The sequence below is a fragment of the Sphingopyxis terrae subsp. terrae NBRC 15098 genome (genome assembly GCF_001610975.1).
GTDB lineage: Bacteria > Pseudomonadota > Alphaproteobacteria > Sphingomonadales > Sphingomonadaceae > Sphingopyxis > Sphingopyxis terrae_A.
The window spans coordinates 2930178-2955018 of record NZ_CP013342.1 but is presented as its reverse complement, the minus strand read 5'-3'; the positions used below and the strand labels follow the sequence as shown (position 1 = coordinate 2955018).

26 protein-coding genes are annotated in these 24841 nt (G+C 65.7%); 19 read left to right on the top strand and 7 right to left on the bottom strand.

Features of this window, described 5'->3' with window-relative positions:
* Positions 1 to 150: 150 nt before the first annotated feature.
* Together AOA14_RS14060 and AOA14_RS14055 are read left to right on the top strand one after the other, a co-directional pair.
* A complete protein-coding gene (locus AOA14_RS14060; RefSeq protein WP_058813245.1) occupies positions 151 to 1338 on the top strand; it encodes an acetyl-CoA C-acyltransferase in 1188 nt (395 codons plus the stop codon).
* A gap of 278 nt (positions 1339 to 1616) precedes the next feature.
* Positions 1617 to 2081 (top strand): RcnB family protein, encoded by a 465-nt coding sequence (locus AOA14_RS14055; protein ID WP_062902246.1) that lies wholly within the window; start codon positions 1617 to 1619, stop codon positions 2079 to 2081.
* A gap of 83 nt (positions 2082 to 2164) precedes the next feature.
* On the opposite strand, the gene AOA14_RS14050 is transcribed toward AOA14_RS14055, so the two are convergent.
* Complete coding sequence (locus tag AOA14_RS14050; RefSeq protein WP_062902245.1) at positions 2165 to 2623, bottom strand: SH3 domain-containing protein; 459 nt, start codon at positions 2621 to 2623, stop codon at positions 2165 to 2167.
* 136 nt (positions 2624 to 2759) lie between these two features.
* On the opposite strand from AOA14_RS14050, the gene AOA14_RS14045 reads away from it, so the two are divergent.
* Positions 2760 to 3758 carry a 2-hydroxyacid dehydrogenase gene (locus tag AOA14_RS14045; protein ID WP_062902244.1) on the top strand — a complete coding sequence of 333 codons (999 nt, stop codon included), beginning with the start codon at positions 2760 to 2762 and terminating at the stop codon, positions 3756 to 3758.
* A 42-nt stretch (positions 3759 to 3800) separates the two neighbouring features.
* Here AOA14_RS14045 and AOA14_RS14040 read toward each other — a convergent pair whose 3' ends face one another.
* The 3 genes from AOA14_RS14040 to AOA14_RS14030 all read right to left on the bottom strand — a co-directional run bounded on the left by AOA14_RS14040 (position 3801) and on the right by AOA14_RS14030 (position 7379).
* The gene (locus tag AOA14_RS14040; protein ID WP_062902243.1) at positions 3801 to 5204 is read right to left on the bottom strand and encodes an NAD(P)H-dependent flavin oxidoreductase; all 1404 of its coding nucleotides are present in this window, start codon (positions 5202 to 5204) and stop codon (positions 3801 to 3803) included.
* Between the two features lie 85 nt (positions 5205 to 5289).
* Positions 5290 to 6492, bottom strand: coding sequence for a glycosyltransferase family 4 protein (locus AOA14_RS14035; RefSeq protein ID WP_202988271.1), 1203 nt, complete (start codon positions 6490 to 6492; stop codon positions 5290 to 5292).
* On the bottom strand, positions 6489 to 7379 hold the full coding sequence (locus AOA14_RS14030; protein ID WP_062902242.1) for an alpha/beta fold hydrolase: 891 nt from the start codon (positions 7377 to 7379) through the stop codon (positions 6489 to 6491). Before AOA14_RS14030 ends, AOA14_RS14035 begins: the two co-directional genes overlap by 4 nt.
* Positions 7380 to 7608: 229 nt before the next feature.
* Between AOA14_RS14030 and astD the strand changes: the two genes are divergently transcribed.
* The 6 genes from astD to AOA14_RS14000 all read left to right on the top strand — a co-directional run bounded on the left by astD (position 7609) and on the right by AOA14_RS14000 (position 13174).
* Complete coding sequence (gene astD / locus AOA14_RS14025; protein WP_062902241.1) at positions 7609 to 9054, top strand: succinylglutamate-semialdehyde dehydrogenase; 1446 nt, start codon at positions 7609 to 7611, stop codon at positions 9052 to 9054.
* A gap of 86 nt (positions 9055 to 9140) precedes the next feature.
* Positions 9141 to 9938, top strand: a complete 798-nt coding sequence (gene cobA / locus AOA14_RS14020) for a uroporphyrinogen-III C-methyltransferase (RefSeq protein WP_062902240.1) — start codon at positions 9141 to 9143, stop codon at positions 9936 to 9938.
* A complete protein-coding gene (locus AOA14_RS14015) occupies positions 9926 to 10222 on the top strand; it encodes a DUF2849 domain-containing protein (RefSeq protein WP_062902239.1) in 297 nt (98 codons plus the stop codon). The genes cobA and AOA14_RS14015 overlap by 13 nt, the downstream gene beginning before the upstream one ends.
* Before the next feature lies 1 nt (position 10223).
* Complete coding sequence (locus tag AOA14_RS14010; protein WP_062902238.1) at positions 10224 to 11858, top strand: nitrite/sulfite reductase; 1635 nt, start codon at positions 10224 to 10226, stop codon at positions 11856 to 11858.
* Complete coding sequence (locus tag AOA14_RS14005; RefSeq protein ID WP_062902237.1) at positions 11851 to 12273, top strand: DUF934 domain-containing protein; 423 nt, start codon at positions 11851 to 11853, stop codon at positions 12271 to 12273. Before AOA14_RS14010 ends, AOA14_RS14005 begins: the two co-directional genes overlap by 8 nt.
* Positions 12266 to 13174, top strand: a complete 909-nt coding sequence (locus AOA14_RS14000) for a phosphoadenylyl-sulfate reductase (RefSeq protein WP_238929667.1) — start codon at positions 12266 to 12268, stop codon at positions 13172 to 13174. Before AOA14_RS14005 ends, AOA14_RS14000 begins: the two co-directional genes overlap by 8 nt.
* Positions 13175 to 13298: 124 nt before the next feature.
* Here AOA14_RS14000 and AOA14_RS13995 read toward each other — a convergent pair whose 3' ends face one another.
* Positions 13299 to 14810: a replicative DNA helicase gene (locus AOA14_RS13995; RefSeq protein ID WP_062903176.1), complete on the bottom strand. Its 1512-nt coding sequence runs from the start codon at positions 14808 to 14810 to the stop codon at positions 13299 to 13301.
* A gap of 128 nt (positions 14811 to 14938) precedes the next feature.
* On the opposite strand from AOA14_RS13995, the gene AOA14_RS13990 reads away from it, so the two are divergent.
* From AOA14_RS13990 to dcd, 4 genes are read left to right on the top strand one after another with little or no spacing between them, the layout of a single operon-like run.
* A complete protein-coding gene (locus AOA14_RS13990; protein ID WP_003044535.1) occupies positions 14939 to 15436 on the top strand; it encodes a UPF0262 family protein in 498 nt (165 codons plus the stop codon).
* The gene (locus AOA14_RS13985) at positions 15433 to 16194 is read left to right on the top strand and encodes a glycoside hydrolase family 25 protein (RefSeq protein WP_238929666.1); all 762 of its coding nucleotides are present in this window, start codon (positions 15433 to 15435) and stop codon (positions 16192 to 16194) included. Before AOA14_RS13990 ends, AOA14_RS13985 begins: the two co-directional genes overlap by 4 nt.
* A complete protein-coding gene (locus AOA14_RS13980) occupies positions 16194 to 16646 on the top strand; it encodes a cytidine deaminase (RefSeq protein ID WP_062766683.1) in 453 nt (150 codons plus the stop codon). The genes AOA14_RS13985 and AOA14_RS13980 overlap by 1 nt, the downstream gene beginning before the upstream one ends.
* Positions 16647 to 16685: 39 nt before the next feature.
* Positions 16686 to 17240: a dCTP deaminase gene (dcd, locus tag AOA14_RS13975; RefSeq protein ID WP_062902236.1), complete on the top strand. Its 555-nt coding sequence runs from the start codon at positions 16686 to 16688 to the stop codon at positions 17238 to 17240.
* A gap of 54 nt (positions 17241 to 17294) precedes the next feature.
* On the opposite strand, the gene AOA14_RS19350 is transcribed toward dcd, so the two are convergent.
* On the bottom strand, positions 17295 to 17471 hold the full coding sequence (locus AOA14_RS19350; protein WP_082657463.1) for a YegP family protein: 177 nt from the start codon (positions 17469 to 17471) through the stop codon (positions 17295 to 17297).
* 84 nt (positions 17472 to 17555) lie between these two features.
* Positions 17556 to 18695, bottom strand: a complete 1140-nt coding sequence (locus tag AOA14_RS13970) for an NAD(P)/FAD-dependent oxidoreductase (RefSeq protein ID WP_062902235.1) — start codon at positions 18693 to 18695, stop codon at positions 17556 to 17558.
* Between the two features lie 94 nt (positions 18696 to 18789).
* On the opposite strand from AOA14_RS13970, the gene AOA14_RS13965 reads away from it, so the two are divergent.
* The 6 genes from AOA14_RS13965 (at position 18790) to AOA14_RS13940 (ending at position 24835) form a co-directional block, all read left to right on the top strand.
* Positions 18790 to 19278 (top strand): A24 family peptidase, encoded by a 489-nt coding sequence (locus AOA14_RS13965; RefSeq protein WP_003044552.1) that lies wholly within the window; start codon positions 18790 to 18792, stop codon positions 19276 to 19278.
* Positions 19279 to 19325: 47 nt separating this feature from the next.
* A complete protein-coding gene (gene cpaB, locus AOA14_RS13960) occupies positions 19326 to 20348 on the top strand; it encodes a Flp pilus assembly protein CpaB (protein ID WP_062902234.1) in 1023 nt (340 codons plus the stop codon).
* A 1-nt stretch (position 20349) separates the two neighbouring features.
* Positions 20350 to 21855, top strand: coding sequence for a type II and III secretion system protein family protein (locus tag AOA14_RS13955; RefSeq protein WP_062902233.1), 1506 nt, complete (start codon positions 20350 to 20352; stop codon positions 21853 to 21855).
* A 23-nt stretch (positions 21856 to 21878) separates the two neighbouring features.
* Positions 21879 to 22526 (top strand): CpaD family pilus assembly protein, encoded by a 648-nt coding sequence (locus AOA14_RS13950; protein ID WP_040590037.1) that lies wholly within the window; start codon positions 21879 to 21881, stop codon positions 22524 to 22526.
* Positions 22523 to 23794: a pilus assembly protein CpaE gene (locus AOA14_RS13945; protein ID WP_062902232.1), complete on the top strand. Its 1272-nt coding sequence runs from the start codon at positions 22523 to 22525 to the stop codon at positions 23792 to 23794. Before AOA14_RS13950 ends, AOA14_RS13945 begins: the two co-directional genes overlap by 4 nt.
* Positions 23795 to 23863: 69 nt before the next feature.
* Complete coding sequence (locus AOA14_RS13940) at positions 23864 to 24835, top strand: type II secretion system F family protein (protein ID WP_062902231.1); 972 nt, start codon at positions 23864 to 23866, stop codon at positions 24833 to 24835.
* Positions 24836 to 24841: the final 6 nt, after the last annotated feature.

The window sequence follows — 24841 nt, the reverse complement described above, 5'->3', positions numbered from 1 at the left end:
TGATTGCGCCTGTTTGACCACGCTCTGCAGCGGGTTTCAAGTTGAAACGCGCATCGTTTAGGGCGATCCCCCTACCCCACCCCCTTTCGCAAGTGCAGCAAAGGCGCTAATCGGGCCACCGATGACCTTTCCCCTACGGAGTCTTTTGCCATGACCGCCACCGATCCCGTCGTTTTCCTCTCCTATGCCCGCACCCCGATGGGCGGCATGCAGGGCGTGTTGTCGGACGCGAGCGCGACCGATCTCGGCGCGACCGCGGTGAAGGCGGCGGTCGAGCGCGCGGGCGTTGCCGGCGACGATGTCGAACGCATCTATATGGGCTGCGTGCTGCCCGCCGGGCTCGGCCAGGCGCCGGCACGTCAGGCCGCGATCAAGGCAGGTCTGCCCAAGTCGGTGCAGGCGACCACCGTCAACAAGGTGTGCGGTTCGGGCATGCAGACCGTGATCATGGGCGCCGAGGCGCTCGCCGCGGGCAGCATCGACCTCGTCGTTGCAGGCGGCATGGAGTCGATGACCAACGCCCCCTATCTGCTCAAGAAGCATCGTTCGGGCGCGCGCATCGGCCATGACACCGCCTATGACCATATGTTCCTCGACGGGCTGGAGGACGCGTATGACGCCGGCCGCGCCATGGGCACTTTCGCACAGGACACCGCCGACGCCTATCAGCTCAGCCGCCAGGCGCAGGACGATTATTCGATCGAATCGCTGAAGCGCGCCCAGGCAGCGATCGCCGACGGCGCCTTCGCCGCCGAAATCACGCCAGTCACGCTGACCACCCGCAAGGGCGAGGTTGTCGTCGACACCGACGAACAGCCCGGCAAGGGCAACCCCGACAAGATCCCGACGCTGCGTCCTGCCTTCGCCAAGGACGGCACGATCACCGCGGCGACAAGTTCGTCGATCTCCGACGGCGCCGCCGCGGTCGTGCTGACGCGCCAGTCGGTCGCCGAAGCGAAGGGCAAGAAGCCGGTCGCCAAGCTCGTCGCGCATGCCGCGCACGCACAGGAACCCAAGGATTTCACGGTCGCTCCCGTCGGCGCGATCAACAAGGTGCTGGCGAAGGCCGGCTGGTCGATCGGCGACGTAGACCTGTTCGAAGTCAACGAAGCCTTCGCCTGCGTCGCGATGTTCGCGATGCACGACCTTGGCATTTCGCACGACAAGATCAACGTCCACGGCGGCGCGACCGCGCTCGGCCATCCGATCGGCGCCAGCGGCACGCGCATCATCACCACGCTGATCGCCGCGCTTCAGCGCCACGGCAAGAAGCGCGGCATCGCCAGCCTGTGCATCGGCGGCGGCGAAGCCACCGCGGTCGCGGTCGAGCTGGTTTAAGCCAGCTCCATGCTGTCATTGCGAACCCGGCGAAAGCCGGGTGAAGCAATCCAGAGCGGTTTATGCCAGCTCTGGATTGCCGCGCGGCTCCGCCGCTCGCAATGACGACGCATGGCGACGGTCGCGCCGCGGCCATTTTCAACCCGCGCGACACTTTGCGACACTAATGTCCTCAAAATAAACGCGGCATTCTGGCTCCGTTCAAATCGACTCGCCTAATCCTTTCCCTGTCATCGGGCAGATCCCCTCCCCCTGACGGCAAGACAAGGAATGGCATTATGAAGAGCAAAATTCTCACCGCCGGCCTGATCGCCGCGATGATGGTCCCCGCCGTGGCGCAGGCCCAGACGCGCGAGCTCGCCCGCGATCGCCAGGATATTCGCCAGGAACAGCGCGACCTCAACCAGGCGAAGCGCTATGGCGATCGCCATGATGTGCGCGATGCTCACCGCGACGTGCGCGACGCGAAGCGCGAATATCGCGAGGACAAGCGCGACTGGCGCCGCGACAATCGCTACCAGAACTGGCGTGCGCCGTTCAGCTATCACCGCTTCGCGGTCGGCAATTCGCTGCGTTCGACCTATTACGCCCCGACCTATCGCCTGAACTATGATGCGCGCTGGGGCGTCCCGAAGGCGGGCCGCAACCTGGCCTATGTCCGCCACTATAACGACCTGTTGCTGGTCAATGTGCGCACGGGCAAGGTGGTTCGCGTCTATTATAACCACTTCCGCTGGCGCTAAATACCAATGGTGACGAGAGAAGGGGCCGGCAGGCGACTGCCGGCCCCTTTGTCATGCGTTGCGGGGTCATGCGTTGCGGGTGATCAATCGCCCCATATGTGGTCGGTTTCGATCCAGCCCTTGCGGCCCTTCACGTTGAACAAGCACCAGCCGTCCTTGCAGTCGGTGATGCGGCCGACCACACCGGCCTCGGCGCGAAAGGCGATCGCCGCGGCCGCGTCGGGCTTTTCGCGCATCGGACGGATGCCGCCGGTGACGATCGCGGTGCGCGTGCGGCTGAGCAGCCGCGCCGCCATCCACCCCTGCGTCCCGTCGGGATCCTCGATCTTGCGCCAGATATCGTGGCGCGCGACCACTTTAACGGGCAGATCCTTGCGCCGATATTCCCACACCACGGGCACATCGGGCGACGGCCCCTTGCGCATCCGCGCCTCGTCGACGCTGATCGACGCCCAATAGGGCAGTTCGGGATCGCTTTGCGCCGTGGCGGGTCCGGTCGCCACGGCCAGCGTCAGGAGGGCGAATATCGTGCGGCTGGTCATTCGCCTGCCTTGTCAAAATCGGGGGCGCTTTTCAACCGTTCGCCGCAGCCTTCGCCCCGTTCGTCCACAGCGGCTTTCGCGTCAGCGCACGCTTGGCCCTCTTGACCCCCACGCGCCGCCGCGCTCTATCGGCGCCATGCCCGATTCATCCCGCCCCAAACGCCCGCGCGTCATCGTCACCCGCCAGTTGATGCCGGCGGTCGAGGCGCGCATGGCCGAATTGTTCGACGTCGCCCTGTCGGCACACGATCACGCCTTTACCAAGAACGAACTCAAGGCTGCGGTCGCCGACTGCGACGTGCTGGTGCCCACCGTGACCGACGAGATCGACGCCGAGATCATCGGCGCCGCGGGCGACCGGCTCAAGCTGATCGCCAATTTCGGGGCCGGGGTCGATCATATCGACCTCGCCGCGGCGCGCGCGAAGGGCATCATGGTCGCCAACACCCCCGGCGTATTTACCGAGGACACCGCCGACATGACCATGGCGCTGATCCTGTCGGTCCCGCGCCGGCTGGCCGAGGGCGAAAAGCTGATGCGCTCGGGCAAATGGCAGGGCTGGGCGCCGAGCGCGATGCTGGGCCACCGCGTCGGCGGCAAATTGCTCGGCATCGTCGGCATGGGTCGTATCGGCCTTGCCGTCGCGCGGCGCGCCCGCGCCTTCGGCCTGTCGATCCACTATCACAACCGCCGCCGCCTGCCCGAAACGATCGAAGAGGAACTGGGCGCGAGCTATCATGCGAGCGTCGACACGCTGCTGCGGATCAGCGACGTGGTCACGATCCACTGTCCGCACACCGCCGAAACCCATGAGATGGTCAGCGCGGCGCGTATCGGTGCGATGAAGCCGACTGCCTATCTGATCAACACCGCGCGCGGCGAGATCGTCGACGAAAAGGCGCTGATCGCGGCGCTCAAGACCGGCCGCATCGCGGGCGCGGGGCTCGACGTCTATACGCACGAACCTGCGGTCGATCCGGACCTGCTCGCGCTCGACAATGTCGTGCTGCTACCCCACCTCGGCTCGGCGACGATCGAGGGCCGCGAGGCGTCGGGCGAAAAGGTCATCGCCAATATCCGTGCCTGGTGCGACGGGCACCGGCCGCCCGATCAGGTGCTGGAGGGGTGGGCTTAGAGGACCCGTCGCCTCCCTCCTGCGCGGGGGCGACGGGGACCATCAATCCCCCGTCAGAATCCGGTCAACCAGTTCCTTCACCGTCGGGGTGAAGTTGTTGGAATAAAAGGGATCGGTCTTGAAGTTGAACGCGGCGTGGCCCGCGAACATCAGATTCTGGTCGACGTCGCCGCCGTGCGCGATGTCCTGCAGCGTTTTCTGGATGCAGAAGCTGCGCGGATCGGCGAGATAGCCGGTCGAATAATCGTCATGGTCCTTCCACGCCGAAAAGCCGCAGTGCGACAGGCAGCCCATGCAATCGGCCTGATCCTTGCGGATCACCGTCCTATCCTCTTCGGTGACGAAGACGACCGTATTGTCGGGCGTCTTGAGCGCGGTGGTATAGCCTTCGGCCACCCAGTCGCGCGCGCGGTCGCGGTCGTGCGGGGTCACCCAGAAATTGCGCCCCTTCACGCCGACGTCGAGCTGCGCGACATGGTCGCCCGCTTCCTGCTTCGAATAGGGAATCTGCCGCTCCGACCGCGCTTCGAGATCGCGGAGGAATGGATTGCGCACCGCGCTCGAATAAAAGCCTGTGGGCGAGAAGCGGTGGAGCAACACATCGCCCTCGTCGAGCGTGCGCAGCCGGTCCTTCCACTCCTGCGGGATCGGGCTTTCCTGCGTCAGTAGCGGCCGCGTGCCATATTGAAAGGCGATCGAGCCCAATTCGGGATTGTCGATCCAGTCGTTCCAGTCGCGCAGATACCAGACGCCGCCCGCCATCACGATCGGCACGTCGTCCGAAATCCCCTCGGCGCGCATCGTGTCGCGCAGCGCCTTGACGCGCGGATAGGGATCTTCGGGCTTCAGCGGATCTTCGGCGTTCGACAGGCCGTTGTGCCCGCCGGCGAGCCACGGATCTTCATAGACGACCGCCGCCATCAGATGCGCGACCTTGTGATAGGCGCGCTTCCAGAGCGCGCGAAACGCACGCGCCGACGAGATGATCGGCAGATAATGGACATTGTGCCGCGCGGCGATTTCGCTGAGCTTGTACGGCATCCCCGCGCCGCAGGTGACGCCGGTGATCAGCCCCTTGGTGCGTTCGAGCACGCCTTCCAATACCTGCTGCGCTCCGCCCATTTCCCAGAGGACGTTGATGTTGATCGCACCCTTGCCGCTGGCGAGGTCATAAGCGCGCTTCACCTGTTCGACCGCGCCGTCGATGGCGTAGCGGACCAGCTCCTCGTGCCGCTCGCGGCGCGTCGCGGCGCGATAGACCTGCGGCACGATCTTGCCTTCGGCGTCGTAGCTGTCGGCGTTGACCGCCGAAACGGTACCGATCCCGCCGGCCGCGGCCCACGCGCCGCTCGACATATGGTTGGTCGCCGACACGCCCTTCCCGCCCTCGACCAGCGGCCAGACTTCGCGTCCGCCGTAAAGGATGGGCTTTAAACCTTTGAACACTATAAACCTCTTTCTCTCCGCCGGCTGCGCAGCCGCGCGCCAGCCCCCATTTGCCTCTTCCGTAAGCGGAACCGGACCGCCTTTGTCAATCGAAGGCGGGGTCCGACCCCAGGAAACGCCCCGTAAAAACGTCATATCCTTCCAGCGCGCGAGCATAGAGGCTTTGATAGCCCGCGACCATCCCGGATTCGGCGAAGCGCTCGGCAGCGACGCGCCGATTCTCCGCGCCGATTGCTCCGCGCAGCGCGGCATCGCTCGTAAGGCGCGCCAGCGCGGCGCGAAAACCCGCCTCGTCCGCCGCAATGAACGGGCGGTTCGCCTCGCCCGCCATCGCCGCCACGTCGCCGACCGCCGGGCTGACAACGGGCAGCCCCGCCGCCATCGCCTCGATCACCGCAATCGGCGCCTGTTCGCTCCGCGACGAGAGCGCGAGCAGGTCGAAATGGCCGATCCAGCGCGCCGGTTCGGGCATGAACCCTGCAAGCACCAGCCGGTCGGTCATGCCGCACGCCGCCGCCTCGGCGGCGATCGCCGCGTGTTCTGGCCCCTCCCCCACGATTACCAGCCGTACATGCGGCGGCAGCGCCGCGACCGCGCGCACGAGGCGCGGCAGATCCTTGACCTTGCGTAGCCCCGCTACCGTCCCGATCACCACCTCGCCCGGCCGGCGGACGAAGTCCGGGATCGGCACCGACGGCGCGGCGGCATAGGCGGCGACGTCGATCCCGTTGCGGATCAGATGGATGCGATCGGGCGGCAGTTTCCACTCGTCCGCCGCGATCCCGGCGAGCAGTGTCGAGGGAACGACGACGCCCGCAGCGGTACGCAGCGCATAGCGGCGATAGAGGTTGCGCTTCCAGTTGCGCCGGACGCTTTCGTCCTCGTTGAACCCATCCTCGTGATGAATCAGGGATGGCGGCATCCGATACCACCAGCGATGCCAGTAGAGCCGGTGCGCCATCACCCCGTCCATCGCGCCCCAATTATAGCTGAGCGCCAGGTCGAAGCGGTAGATATAGGTTGCCAGATCGCGGAAACGCGCCAGCGACGGCCGCCCGGCCAGCCGCGGCGCATCGGTTGGAAAGCTGACGTCGATCGCCGGATCGATCGCATCGCGCGCGCCGAGCGCATCGGGGACCGCCGACAGGATCGTGTGCTGCGCCCGGTCGCCCATCAGGTTCATCAGGCGAACCGACCGCGCCTCCTTGCCGCCGAGCGAAAAGCTCGAATGAAGGTGAAGGATGCGGACGGGATGCTCCCGCTCCTCGATCGCGCCGACTTCGGTCACGCGGCGGGAAGCGCCGCGATCCAGGCGTCGATCGCCGCGCGCGCCGCGGGCTCGTCCATCGTCGGCGCATGACCGATGCCCGGAACCTCGACCAGCGTCGCATGGGGCAGCGTGGCCCGCATTTTTGCGGCAGCCGTTCCAGCGAGAATGTCCGACAGCGCGCCGCGCAGGATCAGCACCGGTGCAGCGCCAAGCGCGCCATAGGCGGGCCACAGGTCGATACCCTCCTGATCGCCGGCAAGGCGCAGCGGCGCCGCAATCTGCTTGTCGTAATCGGTGACGATGCGTCCTTCGGGAGTCAGCCGGTGGGTCCGCTTGGTGATGCGCAGCCAGTCGTGAATGTCATAGTCCGGATAAACCGCGGCGTTGAGCTCGGCATAAGCGCGCGCCGCGTGCATCCACGTCGGCTGGCTGCCGCCGGCTCCGATATAGTCGCGGATGCGATCGAGCCCTGCCGCCTCGAGTTCGGGTCCGACGTCGTTGAGCACGGCGCCGACGAGCCGTCCCGGCAGGCTGGCGGCAAGGAACATCGATACCAGCCCGCCGAGCGACGTGCCGACCGTCGCGAAACGCGCGATCGCCAACTCGTCGAGCAGCGCGACGACATCCTGGACATAGGTCAGCGGGACATAGGTCATCGGATCCTTGGCATAGGCGCTCTCGCCCCGCCCGCGGAACTCGATCACGATCACCCGCCGCTGTGCCGCCATATGCGGTGCCAGCGCCTCGAAATCGCGGGCGTTACGCGCCAAGCCGGGCATGCACAGGATCGGCGGCGCCTCCGCCGCGGTCGGGGGTCCGTCATAGATGCGCGCGTGCAGGCGAACGCCGTCGGCCGACCACCAATAATGATCGCTCCATTCGCGCTGTGCATCCTGTCGCGCCAAAATTGCCCGTCCCCTTAAGCCGATACTATCCGCCTCTATCGCGAACCGCGCGCGCCGGTGCAAGCCACCCTGTCGCGCCCGTGACAATCGGCCCGCTTTCGCTGTTGCGGGGCCTATCGCGGTTGCCGCCGTACGCTTTCGCAGATAAGAGGGCGACAATGCTTTTGCCGCCCCCCAATGATCGAGCGCACCGGCGCCTTTGTGCGCCCAAATCGACGGGGGAACGGGGATGAGCGAAGACCTTCTGTCCTTCGAGCCGGCAACCGGCGCCGAATTATGGCGCGGCCGTATCAGTGACATCGACGCCGAAGTTGCAACCGCGCGTGCCGCCTGGCCCGCTTGGGCCGCGAAGCCCGTCACCTTCCGCACCGAAACGCTGCGCCGCTTTGCCGACCGGGTGAAGGCCGATGGCGAACAGCTCGCCGATCTGATCGCGCGCGAGACCGGCAAACCTTTGTGGGAAGCGCGGACCGAGGTCGAATCGGTCGCGAACAAGGTCGATATCTCGATCAAGGCCTATGCCGAACGCACCCCCAACCGCCGGATCGAAGGCGCGATGGGGCTGCGCAACGCGGTGCGCCACAAGCCGCACGGCGCGCTTGCCGTCCTCGGCCCCTATAATTTCCCCGCGCATCTGCCGAACGGCCATATCGTGCCGGCGCTGATCGCCGGCAATTCGGTGCTGTTCAAACCGTCTGAAAAAACCCCTGCCGTTGGCGCGCGGCTTGTCGAACTGCTCCACGGCGCCGGAGTTCCCGAAGAGGTCGTGCGGCTCGTCATCGGCGGACCCGACGCGGGCAAGGCGCTGGCCGCGCATCCCGGCATCGACGGATTGCTGTTCACCGGGTCGGCGCGCACCGGGGTCGCGATCAACCGCCAGTTCGCCGATCAGCCGGGGAAGATCGTCGCGCTCGAAATGGGTGGCAACAATCCGATCGTCGTCTGGGACACCGCCGACATCGCGACCGCGGCAACGATCGTCGTCCAGTCCGCCTTCCTGAGCGCGGGCCAGCGTTGCAGCAATGCCCGGCGGCTGATCGTCAAACAGGATCTGGCCGATCACCTGCTCGCCGAGGTCAAGACGCTCGCGGGACGGCTGATCGTCGGTCATCCCCACGCCGACCCTGCCCCCTATATGGGGCCGGTAATCGACAACGAGGCCGCCGACGGCCTGACCGAGAGCTTTCTGATCCTGATGTCGAACGGCGGCCAGGTGATCCGGCACATGACGCGGCCCGATGCGAACCGCCCCTTCCTTACCCCCGGTATCATCGACGTCACCGCGATGCCCGAACGCCCCGATATCGAGCTGTTCGGCCCCCTGCTGCAGGTGATCCGCGTCGACAGTTTCGAAGCCGCGATTGCCGAGGCGAACAACACCGCCTTCGGCCTCTCGGCGGCGCTGATCGGTGGGACACCGCAGCTTTACGACCAATTCTGGGCGAATGCCCGCGCCGGCGTCATCAACTGGAACCGCCCGACCAACGGCGCCTCCTCGGCCGCGCCCTTTGGCGGCGTCGGCCTGTCGGGCAACCATCGGCCGAGCGCCTTTTACGCCGCCGACTATTGCGCCTATCCGGTCGCCAGCTCCGAAAGCGACGCGCTGCGCGCTTCGATCGGGGTCGGCCTGCGCGACGACGACACGCCGAAGCTGGTGACGAAGAAATATCTCTGACCGCCAGATCCGGGGCAATTTTAGCTTCACCCTCGCCAACAAAGCCTGTTTTGCGATTCCGGCGCCCGCCGACCATTTAGGGTCGCATGGAAAAGCAACCTTCTTTGGCAGGCAAGCTGTGGCTCGTCGGTGCCGGGCCTGGCGATCCCGACCTGCTGACGCTGCGCGCCGCGCGATTGCTGGCAAGCGCCGACCTTGTCGTTCATGACGGGCTGGTCGGGGCGGGCGTGCTCGCGCTGATCCCGCCGCATGTCGAACGGATCAGCGTCGCCAAGCAGCGCAGCCGTCACACGATGAAGCAGGAACTGATCAACGCGCTGATCGTGCGCGAGACGCTCGCCGGAAAACAGGTCGTGCGGCTGAAGGGCGGCGATCCCTTCATCTTCGGCCGCGGCGGCGAAGAGCTTGACGCCGCGCGCGCGGCGGGCATCGCGGTCGAGGTCGTTCCCGGCATCACCGCGGCCGCGGGCTGCGCCGCGCAGGCGGGCCTCCCCCTCACCCACCGCGAGGATGCGAGCGCGGTCAGCTTCGTCGCCGGCCAGTGCAAGGATCTGACCGATCAGGACTGGTCGGGGCTCGCGGGACATGGCCGCACTCTCGTCATCTACATGGGCCTCGCGACGGCGCATGCGATCGCCGACAAGCTGATCGCCGACGGGGTCTCGCCCGGCCTGCCTGTCGCGGTGATCGAACGCGGCACCACGGCCGAGGCGCGCGTGCTGCGCACCCTGCTCGCCGATCTCGGCGACCTCGTCGCGCGCGAGGCGGTGCAAAGCCCGGCACTGATCATCGTCGGCAAGGTCGCGGCGCGCGCCGACGCGCTCGACTGCCTCGGCGCCCCGGGCGTCGCCAATGCTCTGAAGGATATTGCATGCGAATCTTGACCGGAAACGACCTGAAATCGGGTGCCGTCATCTGGTGGACCGGCCGCGATTGGTCGCTCCATGTCGAGGATGCGGCCGACGTCGGCGAACATGGCGAGGCGGTGCTCGCGGCCGAGGATGGCGCGCGCCGCGTCAACGGCGGCTATATCGTCGATGCGGAGCAGACCGCCGAGGGTCCGCGCCCCGCGCATATCAAGGACCGCATCCGCGCGCTCGGCCCGACCGTGCGCCCCGACCTGACATTGAAACCCGCCGATCCGACGGCCGGCGACTGGGTGATCTGACATGTATCAATATGACCAATATGACCAGGCGATGGTCGATGCGCGCGTCGAGGAGTTCCGCGACCAGGTGCGCCGCCGCCTCGCGGGCGACATCAATGACGACCAGTTCAAGCCGCTGCGGCTGAAGAACGGCCTCTATCTCCAGCTCCACGCCTATATGCTGCGCGTCGCCATTCCCTATGGCACCTTCAATTCGCGGCAGATGCGCAAGCTCGCGCATATCGCGCGCACATATGACCGCGGCTACGGTCATTTCACCACCCGCCAGAATATCCAGTATAACTGGATCAAGCTGGAAGAGGCGCCCGACATCCTCGCCGAACTGGCGTCGGTGGAGATGCATGCGATCCAGACCAGCGGCGAAAGCATCCGCAACATCTCCGCCGACCAATATGCCGGCGCCGCCGCCGACGAGATCTGCGATCCGCGCCCATGGGCCGAACTGATCCGTCAGGCGACGACCTTCCACCCCGAATTCAGCTATCTGCCGCGCAAGTTCAAGATCGCGGTGATCTCGGCGGCGGAGGATCGCGCGGCGCTGCGCTGGCACGACTGCGCGCTGCGCATCGTGCGCAACGAAGCGGGCGAGGAAGGGTTCGAGGTCTATGCCGGTGGCGGCATGGGGCGCACCCCATTCATCGCTTACAAGATCCGCGATTTCCTGCCCGCAGCCCAGATATTCTCCTATCTCCAGGCGATCCTGCGCGTGTGGAACCTCCACGCGCGGCGCGACAATATCCACAAACAGCGGATGAAGATCCTCGTCCACGAGCTCGGCGAAGAGGAATTCCGCCGCCAGGTCGAGGAGGAGTTCCAGACCTTCCTCGCGCTCGGCACCGATTTTCCCCAGGCCGAGTATGACCGCATCGCGGCCTATTTCACGCCGCCGCCGTTCGAGGCGGGCCTGTCCGACGACATCGACCGCAGCGATCCCGACTTCGCGCTATGGGTCGACCGCCAGGTCGTGGCGCACAAGGCACCGGGCTATGCGATCGCCAACATCAGTCTGAAGCCGGTCGGCGGCATCCCCGGCGACATTTCGGCCGAGCAGATGGAACTCGTCGCCGACCTTGCCGAACGTTACAGCTTCGACGAGATTCGCGCGACGCACGCGCAGAATCTCGTCCTGCCGCATGTCCGCAAGGCCGATCTCTACGCGCTATGGCAGGCGCTCGACGCCGCGGGGCTCGCGAACGTCAATCTCGACCTCGTCACCGATATCATCGCCTGCCCCGGTCTCGATTATTGCACCCTCGCCAATGCGCGCTCGATCCCGGTCGCGCAAAAGATTGCCGAGCGTTTCGCGAATATGGAACGCCAGCTCGATATCGGCGAGCTCAAGATCAAGATCTCTGGCTGCATCAACGCCTGCGGTCATCACCACGCGGGGCAGATCGGCATCCTTGGCGTCGATCGCAAGGGCACCGAAAATTACCAGCTCCTCCTCGGCGGCTCGGGCGCCGAGGACACGTCGCAGGCGAAGATCACCGGCCCCGGCTTCGACGAAGCGGGCATCGTCGATGCCGTCGAACGCACCGTCGAACGCTATCGCGAACTGCGCGAGCCCGGCGAACGCTTTCTCGACACCTATCGCCGCGTCGGTCTCGACCCTTTCAAGGAGGCCATCTATGGCTAATTTCCGTTATCGCGACGACCAGCCGCACGAAGAACCCGCGGTCACGCTCGACGCCTTCCTCGAACAGCCCGACGCGACCGCGGTGCGGCTCGAGGCGGGCGAGGATGCGCGGCGCCTCATCCCCTATCTCGACCGCCTGCAACTCATCGAAATTTCCTTCCCGCGCTTTCGCGACGGGCGCGGCTTTTCGAGCGCGCGCATCCTGCGCGAAGCGGGCTACACGGGCGAACTGCGCGCCGAGGGCGATGTGCTGATCGACCTCCTCTTCTTCATGCGGCGCTGCGGTTTCGACAGCTTCTCCTCGCAGCATGCGCTCAACCCCGCCGATGTCGAGGCGGCGCTGAACCGTTACGCCCTCGTCTATCAGGACGCCACCGACGCGGCGGTGCCGATCTGGAAGCTGAGGCATGGCTGATTTCAGGAAATCCGTTCGTGCTGAGGAGGGACTGAGCTCGTCGAAGGCCCGTCTCGAAGCACCGGGCGAAGCCCTTCGAGACGCCGTTTCGACAAGCTCAACGGCTCCTCAGGACGAACGGCAAGAAGGGCGCGCGGATCGCACCCGCGACCGGATCGACGTCGCGCCGCGTTTCACGCAGGCCGATGTCATCCGTCTCAACAACCTGTTCCGCGGCCAGGACGCGGGCGAGGCGGTTGCAAGCGTGATCGGCGCGGGGCTGCTCGGCGACACTGCGATCGTGTCGAGCTTCGGCGCCGAAAGCGCGGTGCTGCTCCATCTCGTGACGCGCGTCGCGCCCGACATGCCGGTGCTGTTCCTCGACACGGGCAAGCATTTTCCCGAAACGCTGGCCTATCGCGACGAACTTGCCGCACGGCTCGGCCTCAATCTCGTCAATCTCACGCCCGATGCCGCCGAACTCGCCGAAAAGGACGCGACCGAACTGCGCTGGTCGTATGATCCCGACGGCTGCTGCGAAATCCGCAAGGTCAAGCCGCTCGAAAAGGCGCTCGCCGATTTCGACACGTCGATCACCGGCCGCAAGGGCTTCCAGTCGTCGACGCGCACCGGCCTGCCGCGCTTCGAGCTCGACGGCAACACCGGCCGTCTGAAATTCAACCCGCTCGCCAACTGGACGCGCGAAATGCTCGACGATTATTTCGCCGAGCACGATCTGCCGCGCCATCCGCTCGAGGCCGAGGGCTATCCCTCGATCGGCTGCTCGCCCTGCACCTCGAAGGTCAAACCGGGCGAAGACCCGCGCGCGGGCCGCTGGCGCGGCTGGGACAAGACCGAATGCGGCATCCACGAAGCGGTGACGCCGATCGACGATAATCCGGCGAACGACCCGGCGTTCTGAGAACAGATCCGCGTGCCCCTGCGAAGGCAGGGGCCCATCTCCTGCCCCTTCGCCAGACGCAGGCTTTTGATTGCAAAACCTCGTGATGGGCCCCGGCCTTCGCAGGGACACTGGGCGCGGCTATCTACTCATAATCCGCATAGGCCTGGCTGTCGTCCGCCAGATCGCTGAACTTCGTCGTCTTCGCCTCGAAGTGCAGGCGAATCTTGCCGGTCGAGCCGTGACGCGATTTGGCGACGATCACCTCGGCGAGGCCAAAAACACGCTCCATCTCGGCGGCCCATTCCTCATGCGCCGCGTGGATCTTGATATCGTCGCCCTCGACCGGGCGTTTGGGCTCGCGCGCGGCGACATAATAATCCTCGCGGAACACGAAGAGCACCATGTCGGCGTCCTGCTCGATCGATCCCGATTCGCGAAGGTCGGAAAGCTGCGGCCTTTTGTCCTCGCGGCTTTCGACCTGGCGGCTGAGCTGCGACAGCGCCATCACCGGAACGTGAAGCTCTTTCGCCAGCGTTTTCAATCCGCGTGAAATTTCCGAAATTTCCTGCACGCGATTGTCGCCGCTCTTCGACGAGCCCTGCAGCAGCTGCAAATAGTCGACGATGATGAAGCCGATGCCGTGGCGGCGCTGCAGGCGGCGCGCGCGGGTGCGCAGGCTGGCGATCGTCAGGCCAGGCGTATCGTCGATGAACAGCGGCAGCGTCTGCAGCGCCTGCGCGGCGCGCGACAATTGCTGGAACTGCTCCTTGCTGATCTTGCCCATGCGCAGCGCCTCGCCCGACACCCCGGACTGTTCGGCCAGCACACGCGTCGCGAGCTGGTCAGCGGACATTTCGAGGCTGAAGAAGGCAACCTTGGCGCCCATATTCTTTTCGGGCGGAATCCCGTCCTCCTCGTCGCGCCGCCAGCGTTCGGCGGCATTATAGGCGATATTGGTCGCAAGCGAGGTCTTGCCCATCCCCGGACGCCCGGCGAGGATCATCAAGTCCGAATTGTGCATGCCGCCGATCTTGGCGTTCATGCTGCCGATACCCGTCGTGATCCCCGACAGATGGCCGCCCGAATTGAGCGCGCGCTCGGCGGCCTGCAAGGCGGTGAGGCTCGCGGCGCTGAAGCTCTTGACCGACCCCATTTCGGCCTCGCCGCCCGCGACGCGATAGAGCGCGGTTTCGGCTTCCTCGATCTGCGCATGCGGGTCGACGCTTTCGCTCGTGTCGAGCGCGCCCTCGACCAATCCCCGCCCGACGCCGACCAGTTCGCGCAGCAGCGCGAGGTCGAAAATCTGCCGCGCGAAGTCGCGCGCACCGATCAGGCCCGCGCCGCTGCCGGTCAGTTGCGCCAGATAGCCGACCCCGCCGACCGCTTTTATCGCTTCGTCATTTTCGAAGAAGGGCTTCAGCGTCACCGGCGTCGCAATGCTGTTGCGCTCGATCAGCGCCATTGCCTGCCCAAAGATGCGGCCATGCAGCGGTTCGAAGAAATGCGCCGCAGTCAATTGCACGGGCAAATCCTCGACGACTCGGTTATCGATCAGGATCGCGCCCAGAAAGGCGGCCTCGGCCTCGATATTGCGGGGCAATTGGCGTTCGTCCCCGGCGGGGACCGGGGCAGGAAAAAGGGCAAGCTCGGGCATGGCAGCTTTCATGCGTCGAAGGCGCGGCGGGCGCAATCGACGATATCGATCAACCTATCATAACTGTGGAATGCTGTGAATAAGTCGCCCTTGCCCTTCGCGCCCGGCCAAGTAGAAGCACGGACAGCATGACCGACGCCGACCCATCGAAACAGCGCATCATCTCGGTAGAGCTCGACGAGGGCTCGATCGTCTGGCGCAACCCCGATGTCGAACAGGAGCGGCGCGTCGCAATCTTCGATCTGATCGAGGACAACAAGTTCGTGCCGCAGCGCGGCCACCCCGATGGCTATGCCGGCCCCTATCGCCTGATGCTCCGCGTCGAGGACGGCCGCCTGATCTTCGAGATCAGCCGCGAGGACGGCTCGCCGCTCGAAGCGGTAATCCTGGGCCTCGGGCGCTTCCGCCGTCCGATCCGCGACTATTTCGCGATCTGCGACAGCTATTATCAGGCAATCAAGACCTCTACCGCGCAGCAGATCGAGACCGTCGACATGGCGCGCCGCGCGCTGCACAACGAGGCCGCCGAAATGCTGATGGACCGGCTCGATGGCAAGATCGCGGTCGATTTCGACACCGCGCGCCGTCTCTTCACGCTGATCTGTGTGCTTCACATCAAGGGATGACGATGCGCGCGGGGGTAAAAACAAAGGGCAAAACCGCAACGAAAGGCCTGTCCGACTGGCGGGCACGCTCCGCCCGGCTGGCGCGCCGGATCGGCGGCGGACTCGTCCTGATCCTGCTGCTCGCCGGTCTCGCGCTGTGGTGGGCGGCGCGCTGGACGCCCGACCGCGCGCTCTATCCGATTCAGGGCGTCACCATCTCCGCCGACAATGGCAAGGTCCACTGGGGATCGATCAAGGCGGCGGGCGCCGATTTCGCCTATGTCATGGCGACCGACGGCGCCGACGGCATCGATCCGCAATATGCCCGCAACGCCGCGCAGGCGCGCGTCGTCGGCGTGCAGGTGGGCGCGATCCATCGCTACAGCCTGTGCAAGCTGGCAACCGACCAGGCGGCCAATTTCATCCGCCACGTCGCGCGCCGCGCCGATGCGCTGCCGCCGGTGGTATGGCTCGACTATGACGACCGCTGCCCCGACCGGCCGACGCGCGCGCTGCTGCTCAGCGAACTTGCGACCTTCCTCGCGCAGATCGAGGCGCATACCGGCAAGCGCAGCGTGATCGCGCCCGGCCCCGCCTTCGAGGCCGATTATCGCGTCACCGCCGGAATTGCCCGCACGACCTGGCTGCGCCGCGACTTTTTCGAACCCGATTATGGCGCCCACCCCTGGGCGATGTGGCAGGCGAACGACTATGTCCGGCTGACCGGCGCCGGCGGAACGGTGGGCTGGAACGTGCTGCGACCCGAAGGACAGGAATAATGACCGACACCCGCGATGCCCTGATCGATGCCGCGCGCGACGCCGCGAGCCGCGCCTATGCCCCCTATTCGGGCTTTCATGTCGGCGCCGCGCTGCTGTTGAAAAACGGCGATGTCGTGACCGGTGCCAATGTCGAAAACGCGAGCTACGGTCTGACGCTCTGCGCGGAGACCACCGCAGTCGCCAAGATCGCCAACGAAGGCTGGATCGGCGAACTCGCCGAAGTCGCCATCATCGGCGGGCGCCCCGAGGGCGATGCACTGATCGGCAGCGATCCGGTCAACCCCTGCGGCCGCTGCCGCCAGATACTAAACGAAGCCGCCGAACGGTCGAAAACCGATATCCTGGTCCACTGCGCTTCGGGCGACGGCAGCGCGGTCACCACCTATCGCCTGAGCGAACTGCTCCCCGCCGCCTTCGGGCCGAAGGATCTGGGGATGATCCCCGACTGACCGCTTGCGCAAGCCGCCGAGGACCGACAAGACAGCGGCATGAGCATTCTTTCCGATAAATGGATTCGCGAAGCCGCCCGGACGCAGGGCATGATCGAACCCTTCGTGGAGGCGCAGCGGCGTGACGGCTGCATCAGCTACGGCCTCTCGTCCTACGGCTATGATGCGCGCGTCGCGCCCGAATTCAAGATTTTCACCAATGTCGACAGCGCGGTCGTCGATCCCAAGGATTTCGCCGCGAACAGCTTCGTCGACCGCGAAACCGATGTTTGCATCATCCCGCCGAACAGCTTCGCGCTCGCCCGGACGGTCGAATATTTCCGTATCCCCCGCGACGTCCTTGTCATCTGCCTCGGCAAATCGACCTATGCGCGCTGCGGCATCATCGTGAACGTCACCCCGCTCGAACCGGGTTGGGAGGGGCATGTGACGCTGGAGTTTTCGAACACCACTCCGCTGCCCGCCAAAATCTATGCCAACGAAGGCGCGTGCCAGTTCCTGTTCCTGCAGGGGAACGAACCGTGCGAGACGAGCTACGCCGACCGCGCCGGCAAATATATGGGGCAACAGGGCGTCACGCTGCCCAAGCTGTAGTTCGCTCGAGCGTACCAGCTGGCGCGGACGCCAAATGCGCCCGCGCCGCCGGGATCATTCGGCTTCGCGGGTTTCCGCGGCAGGGCCGTTCTTTTTGATCGACTCGATGGCGTTCTTCGCCGATGCCTTGCTGCTATAGCCTTCGGTCCAGAAGATCGTTTCGCTGTTATATTTGAAATAGGCGACGAACTCGCCGGCCTTGTTCTTCTTGATCTCGAAATAATGGGCCACGGGTACCTCCACTGGTCAGCCGCGCCACGGGCGACGCGGCTCCCGCATCCTAAACCCCTGATTTGCGAGCGCAAGCGCCGAGTGTCAGTGTGCGCCGAACCGGCCCGGCGCATAGGCGAAGGCATCGACCGCGCCGATCGCCCCGCCCGGCGCCGGCGCGCCAAGCTGTGCGGCGAGCAGTGCGCCGATCGCGGGCGACGTCTGGATGCCGAAACCGCCCTGCCCCGCGCACCAGATGAAAGCGGGCTCGGCCGGGTCGGCGCCGAAGACCGGCAGGCGATCGGGGGCGAAGCTGCGCAGCCCGGCCCATTTGCGCTCGACCGCGGCGACGGGCCAGTCGACCACCGACTGCATCCGTTCGATCGCGACCGCCACGTCCCACTCCTCGGGCGCGGCATCGCACGGCTCGGACGGCGTCTCGTCGTGCGGGCTCAGCCAGACGCGCCCCTCTCCGGCGCCCTTGAAATAAAAGTCGCCGCCGACATGGACGATCAGTGGCAAGTCAGCGGTGATGGGCACGTCCAGGCGAAGCTGCGCCACCGTCCGGCGATAGGGCTGGATGCCGACCGGCGCGATCCCGCAGCGCGCAGCGACCATATCGGCCCATGCGCCTGCGGCATCGACGATCAGCTCGGCGCGCAGTGTTTCGCCCCCGACGCTGACCTCCCAGCCGCCGGTGACCCGGCGCGCACCGTCGAAACGCGCGCGCGTTGCAAGCACCGCCCCGCCGCGCTTCGCCGCGCGCAGATAGGCCGCATGCAACGCGCCGACGTCGATGTCGCTGCACGCCGCTTCATAGGCGGCGGCGGTCCATTCGGATCGCAGACCGGGCACCAGCGCCGCCATCGCGTCGAAACCCATGCGGTCGATCACAACCCCCTTGGCGCGAAATTCGGCAACGAAGGCATCGACCGCCGCGGTCTCCGCGCCGCCGCGACCGATGGTCAGCGCGGTGCGCGGCGTCAGGAAAGGCTTGTCGGAAAAATCGGCTGCCGGCCGCGCCAGCGCATCGAACGACGCAGCGGACAGCGGTTGCACGCCGGGGCCGCCATAGCTTTCGTGCCAGAAGGCCGCCGACCGGCCCGTCGCATGATAGCCGGGCGCCTCCTCGGCCTCGACCATCAGCACGCGGCGGTGCGGCGCCAGCGCGGCGGCCACGCTTGCACCGGCGATGCCCGCGCCAACGATCAGCACGTCGGTGGAGGAAGGGCGCGGGTCGGACATGCGACGCCGCATATCCGCTGGCCCGCGGAATGCAACCCGGCGGGCGCACACTCATGGTTACTATTTGATAAGCCATAGTCGCTACAGCGGCGGCATGGACCAGAAAATCATCGCATTGGGCCTGATGGGGCTGCTCGCCTTGTTGATGATCGCCGCGGCGGTCAGCGACCTGCGCTCGCGCACTATCTCGAACGGCCTCAATGCGACCATCGCCCTCTTCGCTATCCCCTTCTGGATAGTGTCGGGCATGGCATTCTGGCCCGACATGCCGATGCAGTTCGGCGCCGCCTTTGCGGTCTTCGCGGTGTTCGCCGGTCTCTTCGCTCTGGGAGCGATGGGCGGCGGTGATGTGAAGATGATCGGCGCCGTGATGCTCTGGATTCCACTTTATTTGTACTTTCCCATGCTGACCATCATGGCGATCGGGGGCGGAATCCTGTCGGCTGTGATGCTGATTCAGTCCAAAATTCGTCCTTCGGACAAGGCGATAGAGGTTCCCTACGGGCTCGCGATCGCCGCCGGGGGCCTTTGGGCGCTTCACCAACACTATCTTAACCAGTTTCAGTTTATCGGATCGACCTGAGGGCAAGCATCCCCGCGTCCGGTGGGTGTAGGAGGCGAAAAACCGTCATGGATACGCGAAAGATTATGCTGATCGTCGGCGCGTTGATCATTGCGATCGGCGCGGCGTTCGGGGTCAACCAGATGATGCGGGGTTCCTCCGCACCGACGGCGCGCGCAGCAGCGGCGCCCGAAATCAACGGCCCCATGATCCTCGTCGCGACACGGCAGCTGCCGACGGGCACGATTATCGGCCCCGACAGCTTCCGCTATCAGCCGTGGCCGAAGGAGTTGGTCGAGAAGGCCTACTTCCTGAAGGACAAGACCGACGTGAATACGCTGGTGGGCACCGTCGTGCGCTACCCGATCACCGCCGGTCAGCCGCTGACCCAGGGCTCGCTCGTCCATCCCGATGACCGCGGCTTCCTTGCTGCCGCTCTCGCACCGGGCATGCGCGCCGTGACGGTCAAGGTTTCCCAGGAACAGGGCGTTGCCGGTTTCGTCTTCCCGGGCGACCGCGTCGACGTGCTGCTCGCGCAGACGATCGCGGTCAAGGAGGGCAGCTCCTATCCCGACGACCAGCTCTACACCGCCGAAACCATCGTGCGGAACGTCCGCGTCCTTGCCACCGACCAGCGCTACGACGCCGAAGACGAAACCGGCAAGACGCCGGTGCGCACCTTCGGCTCGGTGACGCTGGAAGCAACGCCCGACATCGCCGAACGCATCGCGGTCGCCGAAAATATGGGCAAGCTCTCGCTCGCGCTGCGTCCGCTCGCCGAAAACACCGGCGAACTCGAAGCGGCGATCGCGTCGGGCGACGTGAACGTGCCGACCAAGGGCGGCAGCGCGGCCGAGCGCCGGATGATGGCCGATGCCGCCGGTCGTCCGACCCCGTCGCGCACCGCTACCACGGGCGGCGACGTCTCGCGCTTCTGGATTCCGGTCAGCGGCCGGGTCTCGGCGCCGCGTCCGCCCGCCGGCATGCCGATCGCAGCCGGCAGCCCGCAGGCCGCCGCCGTGCCGATCGGCCCGGTGGTCCGCGTGACCCGTGGCGATAAAGTGACCGCAGTTCCGGTTGGGGGTAAGTAAGATGCACAGCAAAGCCAATTTCAAGGCGGCGGCCCTCGCCCGCACCCTGGCCGTCGGCCTGGTTGCAGCGACGCTGATCTCCGCCCCCGCGCAGCAAGCCGTTGCGCAGGCCATTCAGAACGCCAGCAGCAGCATCGACCTGTCGGTCGGCCGCGGCCGCCTGGTCAGCCTGCCGGCCGCCATGTCGGACGTCTTCGTCGCCAACGACCAGGTTGCCGACGTTCAGGTCCGCTCGGCGCGCCAGCTCTACATCTTCGGCAAGGCGCCGGGTGAAACGAGCATCTATGCGACCGACGGCAACGGCCGCGTTGTCTATTCGACCGTTGCCCGCGTCGGCAACAATATCGAAACGATCGACCAGATGCTCGCGCTCGCAATGCCTGACGCGAAGATCCAGTCGAACACGATGAACGGCTTCGTCCTGCTGACCGGCACCGTCCAGTCGCCCGACGATGCGGCCGAGGCCGAACGCCTCGTCCAGGCGTTTGTCGGTGAACAGACGAAGGTACTTTCGCGCCTGCGCACCGCGACGCCGCTGCAGGTCAATTTGCAGGTCCGCATCGCCGAAGTGAACCGCACGCTCGTCAAGGAAATCAGCGGCAACGTGCTGTCGCGCGATCGCGACGGGGCGATGGGCAACGGCTTTCTCGGCAGCATCGTGCGCGGCCGCTCGCCGGGCTCGATCCTTTATCCGGGCGAAGGCGAACCGCCGGTTGCGCCTGGCACGACCGCCTATAATTTCAATGTTCCCACGGGCACCAACAGCTTTGGGGCCGCCGGCCGCCTGTTCGGCATGGACCTGATGGCTTCGCTGGATCTCGGCGAACGCTCGGGCATGGTGGTGACGCTGGCACAGCCGAACCTCACGGCCATTTCGGGTGAAACCGCCGACTTCCTGGCGGGCGGCGAATTCCCGATCCCGATCCCCGGCAACTTCGCCGGCACGACGATCGAATATCGCAAATATGGCGTCAGCCTGGCCTACACGCCGACGGTGCTGTCGAATGGCCGCATCAGCCTGCGCGTCCGTCCCGAAGTGTCGGAACTGTCGACCGAAGGCGCGATCGAAATGGATGGCTTCCAGATCCCCGCGCTGACCATCCGCCGCGCCGAAACGACGGTCGAACTCGGTTCGGGCGAAAGCTTCATGATCGCGGGCCTGATGAACAACCGTTCGATCGGCGCCATCGACAAGGTGCCTGGCCTCGGCGACGTGCCGATCCTGGGCATGCTGTTCAAATCGGACAGCTTCCGCCGCGGTGAAACCGAACTGGTGATCGTGGTTACACCCTATCTCGTCAAGCCGGTGTCGGCGAACGAGATCAAGCTGCCGACCGATGGCTATCAGGACGCGAACGACCTTCAGCGCCTGCTGCTCAATCAGCAGACCGATGGCGTGACGGGCGGCGATCGTCCCAAACCGCGCCTCGACACCTCGGTGAACGATGCCGACCGGCCGCGCGCGGGTTCGCCCGATGCGGCGCCCGGCTTCAACCTCAAGAAGTGATGCTGGCAAACAGGAGCAACGTGATGAAGAAAATCGCAACTTGGACCGTCCTGGCGCTGGCAACCACTCTCGCCGGCTGCGCAGGCGCCGCGAACAGCAATCGCAGCCTTGAATCGGTGCATCAGCCGGTCGTGCGCAACGATATCTACCAGTTCGACGTCGCGGCGGCAGGCGGTGACCTCGCCCCCAGCGAGCAAGGCCGTCTGCAGGGCTGGCTCGATGCCATGAACGTCCGTTACGGCGACCGTATCGCGATCGAAGACCCGTCGGCCTATGGCAGCAGCGGCGCGAAGGAAACGATCCGCGAGATGGTCGAACGCCGCGGCCTGCTGCTCAGCGGCGATGTGCCGGTGACGACGGGCGCGGTCGCGCCGGGCTATGTTCGCGTGATCGTGACGCGCGCTTCGGCTTCGGTGCCGAGCTGCCCCAACTGGTCGAGCCGTTCGGCGATCAACGTCAACAACGCGACCTCGGCCAACTATGGCTGCGCGACGAACAGCAATCTGGCCGCGATGGTCGCCGATCCCAACGATCTGATCAAGGGCACCAGCGAGCGCGACAATGATCCGACGACCGCGACCCGAGCGATCAAGACCTATCGCGACAAACCGCCGACGGGCGCAGGCGACCTGCGCGGACAGGCGACCAGCAACAGCGGAGGAAGCCAGTGAACGCGCCTTTCAAAGCAGCCGGGCTGCGTGACCCGTTCAACGCCTTTGTGTGCGACGACGATACGCTGGAGCTGATCCGCGTCGCCGCCGCCGACATGGGCTGGCCCATCGAGAAGTGCAACAAGGGCGGCCTGCGCAACGCGGTGCAGTCGCTGTCGGTCTCGGCGAGCCCGAACATCCTGTTCGTCGACATGTCCGAGTCGGGCGATCCGATCAACGACATCAACGCGCTGGCAGAGGTCTGCGAACCCGGCACCGTCGTCATCGCGGCGGGCCAGGTCAACGACGTTCGCCTCTATCGCGATCTCTTGTCGAGCGGCATTCAGGATTACCTCCTGAAACCGCTGTCGCTCGATCAGGTCCGCGACGCCCTGACCAATGCGCAGGCGATCCTTTCGGCCCCCAAGCATGCCGACATGCATGACGACAAGCCGCACCACATGATGGCGGTCGTCGGCGTGCGCGGCGGCGTCGGCGCCTCGATGGTGTCGACCTCGCTCGCCTGGGCGATCAGCGAACAGGCCGACCGCCAGACCGCGCTGCTCGACCTCGACGTGCATTTCGGCACCGGTGCGCTGACGCTCGATCTCGAGCCCGGCCGCGGGCTGATCGACGCGATCGACAATCCCAGCCGTATCGACGGGCTGTTCATCGAACGCGCCATGGTGCGCGCCTCGGACAAGCTCAGCCTGCTGTCGGCCGAAGCGCCGATCCACCAGCCGGTCATGACCGACGGTTCGGCCTTCTATCAGCTCGAGGAAGAGCTGCGGAACGCGTTCGAGATGACGATCGTCGATATTCCGCGTCAGGTTCTCATCCCCTTCCCGCACCTCGTGTCGGAATGCGGGACGATCGTGCTCGTCACCGACGTCACGCTGGCTTCGGCGCGCGATACGATCCGTCTCCTGTCGTGGTTCAAGCAAAATGTGCCGGGCGCGCGCGTCGTGCTCGTCGCGAACAAGTTCCAGACCACGATCGGCGAATTGTCGCGCAAGGAGTTCGAATCGTCGATCGAACGCGCGATCGATGTCGTGGTCCCCTTCGACCCCAAGCTGGTCGCGCAGGCGGCCAAGCTCGGCAAATCCTATGCCGAGGTGTGCAAGGGAACCAAGGCCGGCCAGGTCTGGGCCAATCTGACACGCGTCGTCCTCGACGGCGCCGATGCCGAAGCCGAAGAGGCGACGGCGCCGGCGAAAGCAAAATCGGGCGGCTCGCTGCTCGGCAAGCTGGGCGGTCTGGGTACGCTCGTCAAAAAAGGCGCGAAATAAGCACGTGACGGCGGCCGGCGCAGGCCGGCCGCCGCCGCGACCACAGCGGGAACGGGGCAAAGGGCGATCATGAACCTGCCAATCATCCTAACATTCGGCGCCGCGTTGCTGGCGGTCGGCATGCTGGCGCTGGCTTTCGCCGGACCTTCTGCCGGCAAGGCCAAGAGCCGCCGCCTGTCGTCGGTGAAGGATCGCCACGCGGCCTCGACCGAGGCGGTCGTCGCAGCGCAGATGCGCAAGACGATCGCTGCCGCTGGCAATAGCGGCAACGCCAGCATCAGCAGCCTGATGCCGCGGCGCGAATTGATGGAACTGCGCCTTCGCCGGACCGGCAAGGGCTGGACGCTCAGCAAATATATGTTCGCGTCGATGGCATTGTTCGTCGTCGTTGCGGGCGGCATGCTGTCCGTTCGCGCGCCTTTCATGCTGGCGCTGATGTTCGGGCTGCTCGCCGGGGTCGGACTTCCGCATATGGTGGTCGGGCGGATCATCAAAAAGCGCGTCCTCAAATTCAATGCGCGTTTTCCCGACGCGATCGACCTGCTCGTTCGCGGCCTGAAATCGGGGCTTCCCGTAACCGAAACCTTTCAGGTGGTGAGCCAGGAACTGCCCGGCCCCGTCGGCGAGGAGTTTCGCGGGATCGTCGAACGCATCCGCATCGGCAACACGATGGAACAGGCGTTGCAGGAATCGGCAGAAATGCTGGGTACGCCCGAATTCCAGTTCTTCTGCATCACCATTGCGATCCAGCGCGAAACGGGCGGCAATCTTGCCGAAACGCTGGCCAATCTGTCGGACGTGCTGCGCAAGCGCGCGCAGATGAAGCTGAAGATCAAAGCGATGTCTTCGGAAGCCAAGGCTTCGGCCTATATCGTCGGCGCCCTGCCGTTCTTCGTCTTCGGCGTCGTCTGGTCGATGAACCCCGGCTATCTGCAGGGCTTCTTCTTCGAACAGCGGCTGATCGTCGCTGGCCTGGGCGGTTTGGTGTGGATGAGCATCGGCGCCTTCATCATGTCGCGCATGATCTCGTTCGAAATCTGAGGAAGG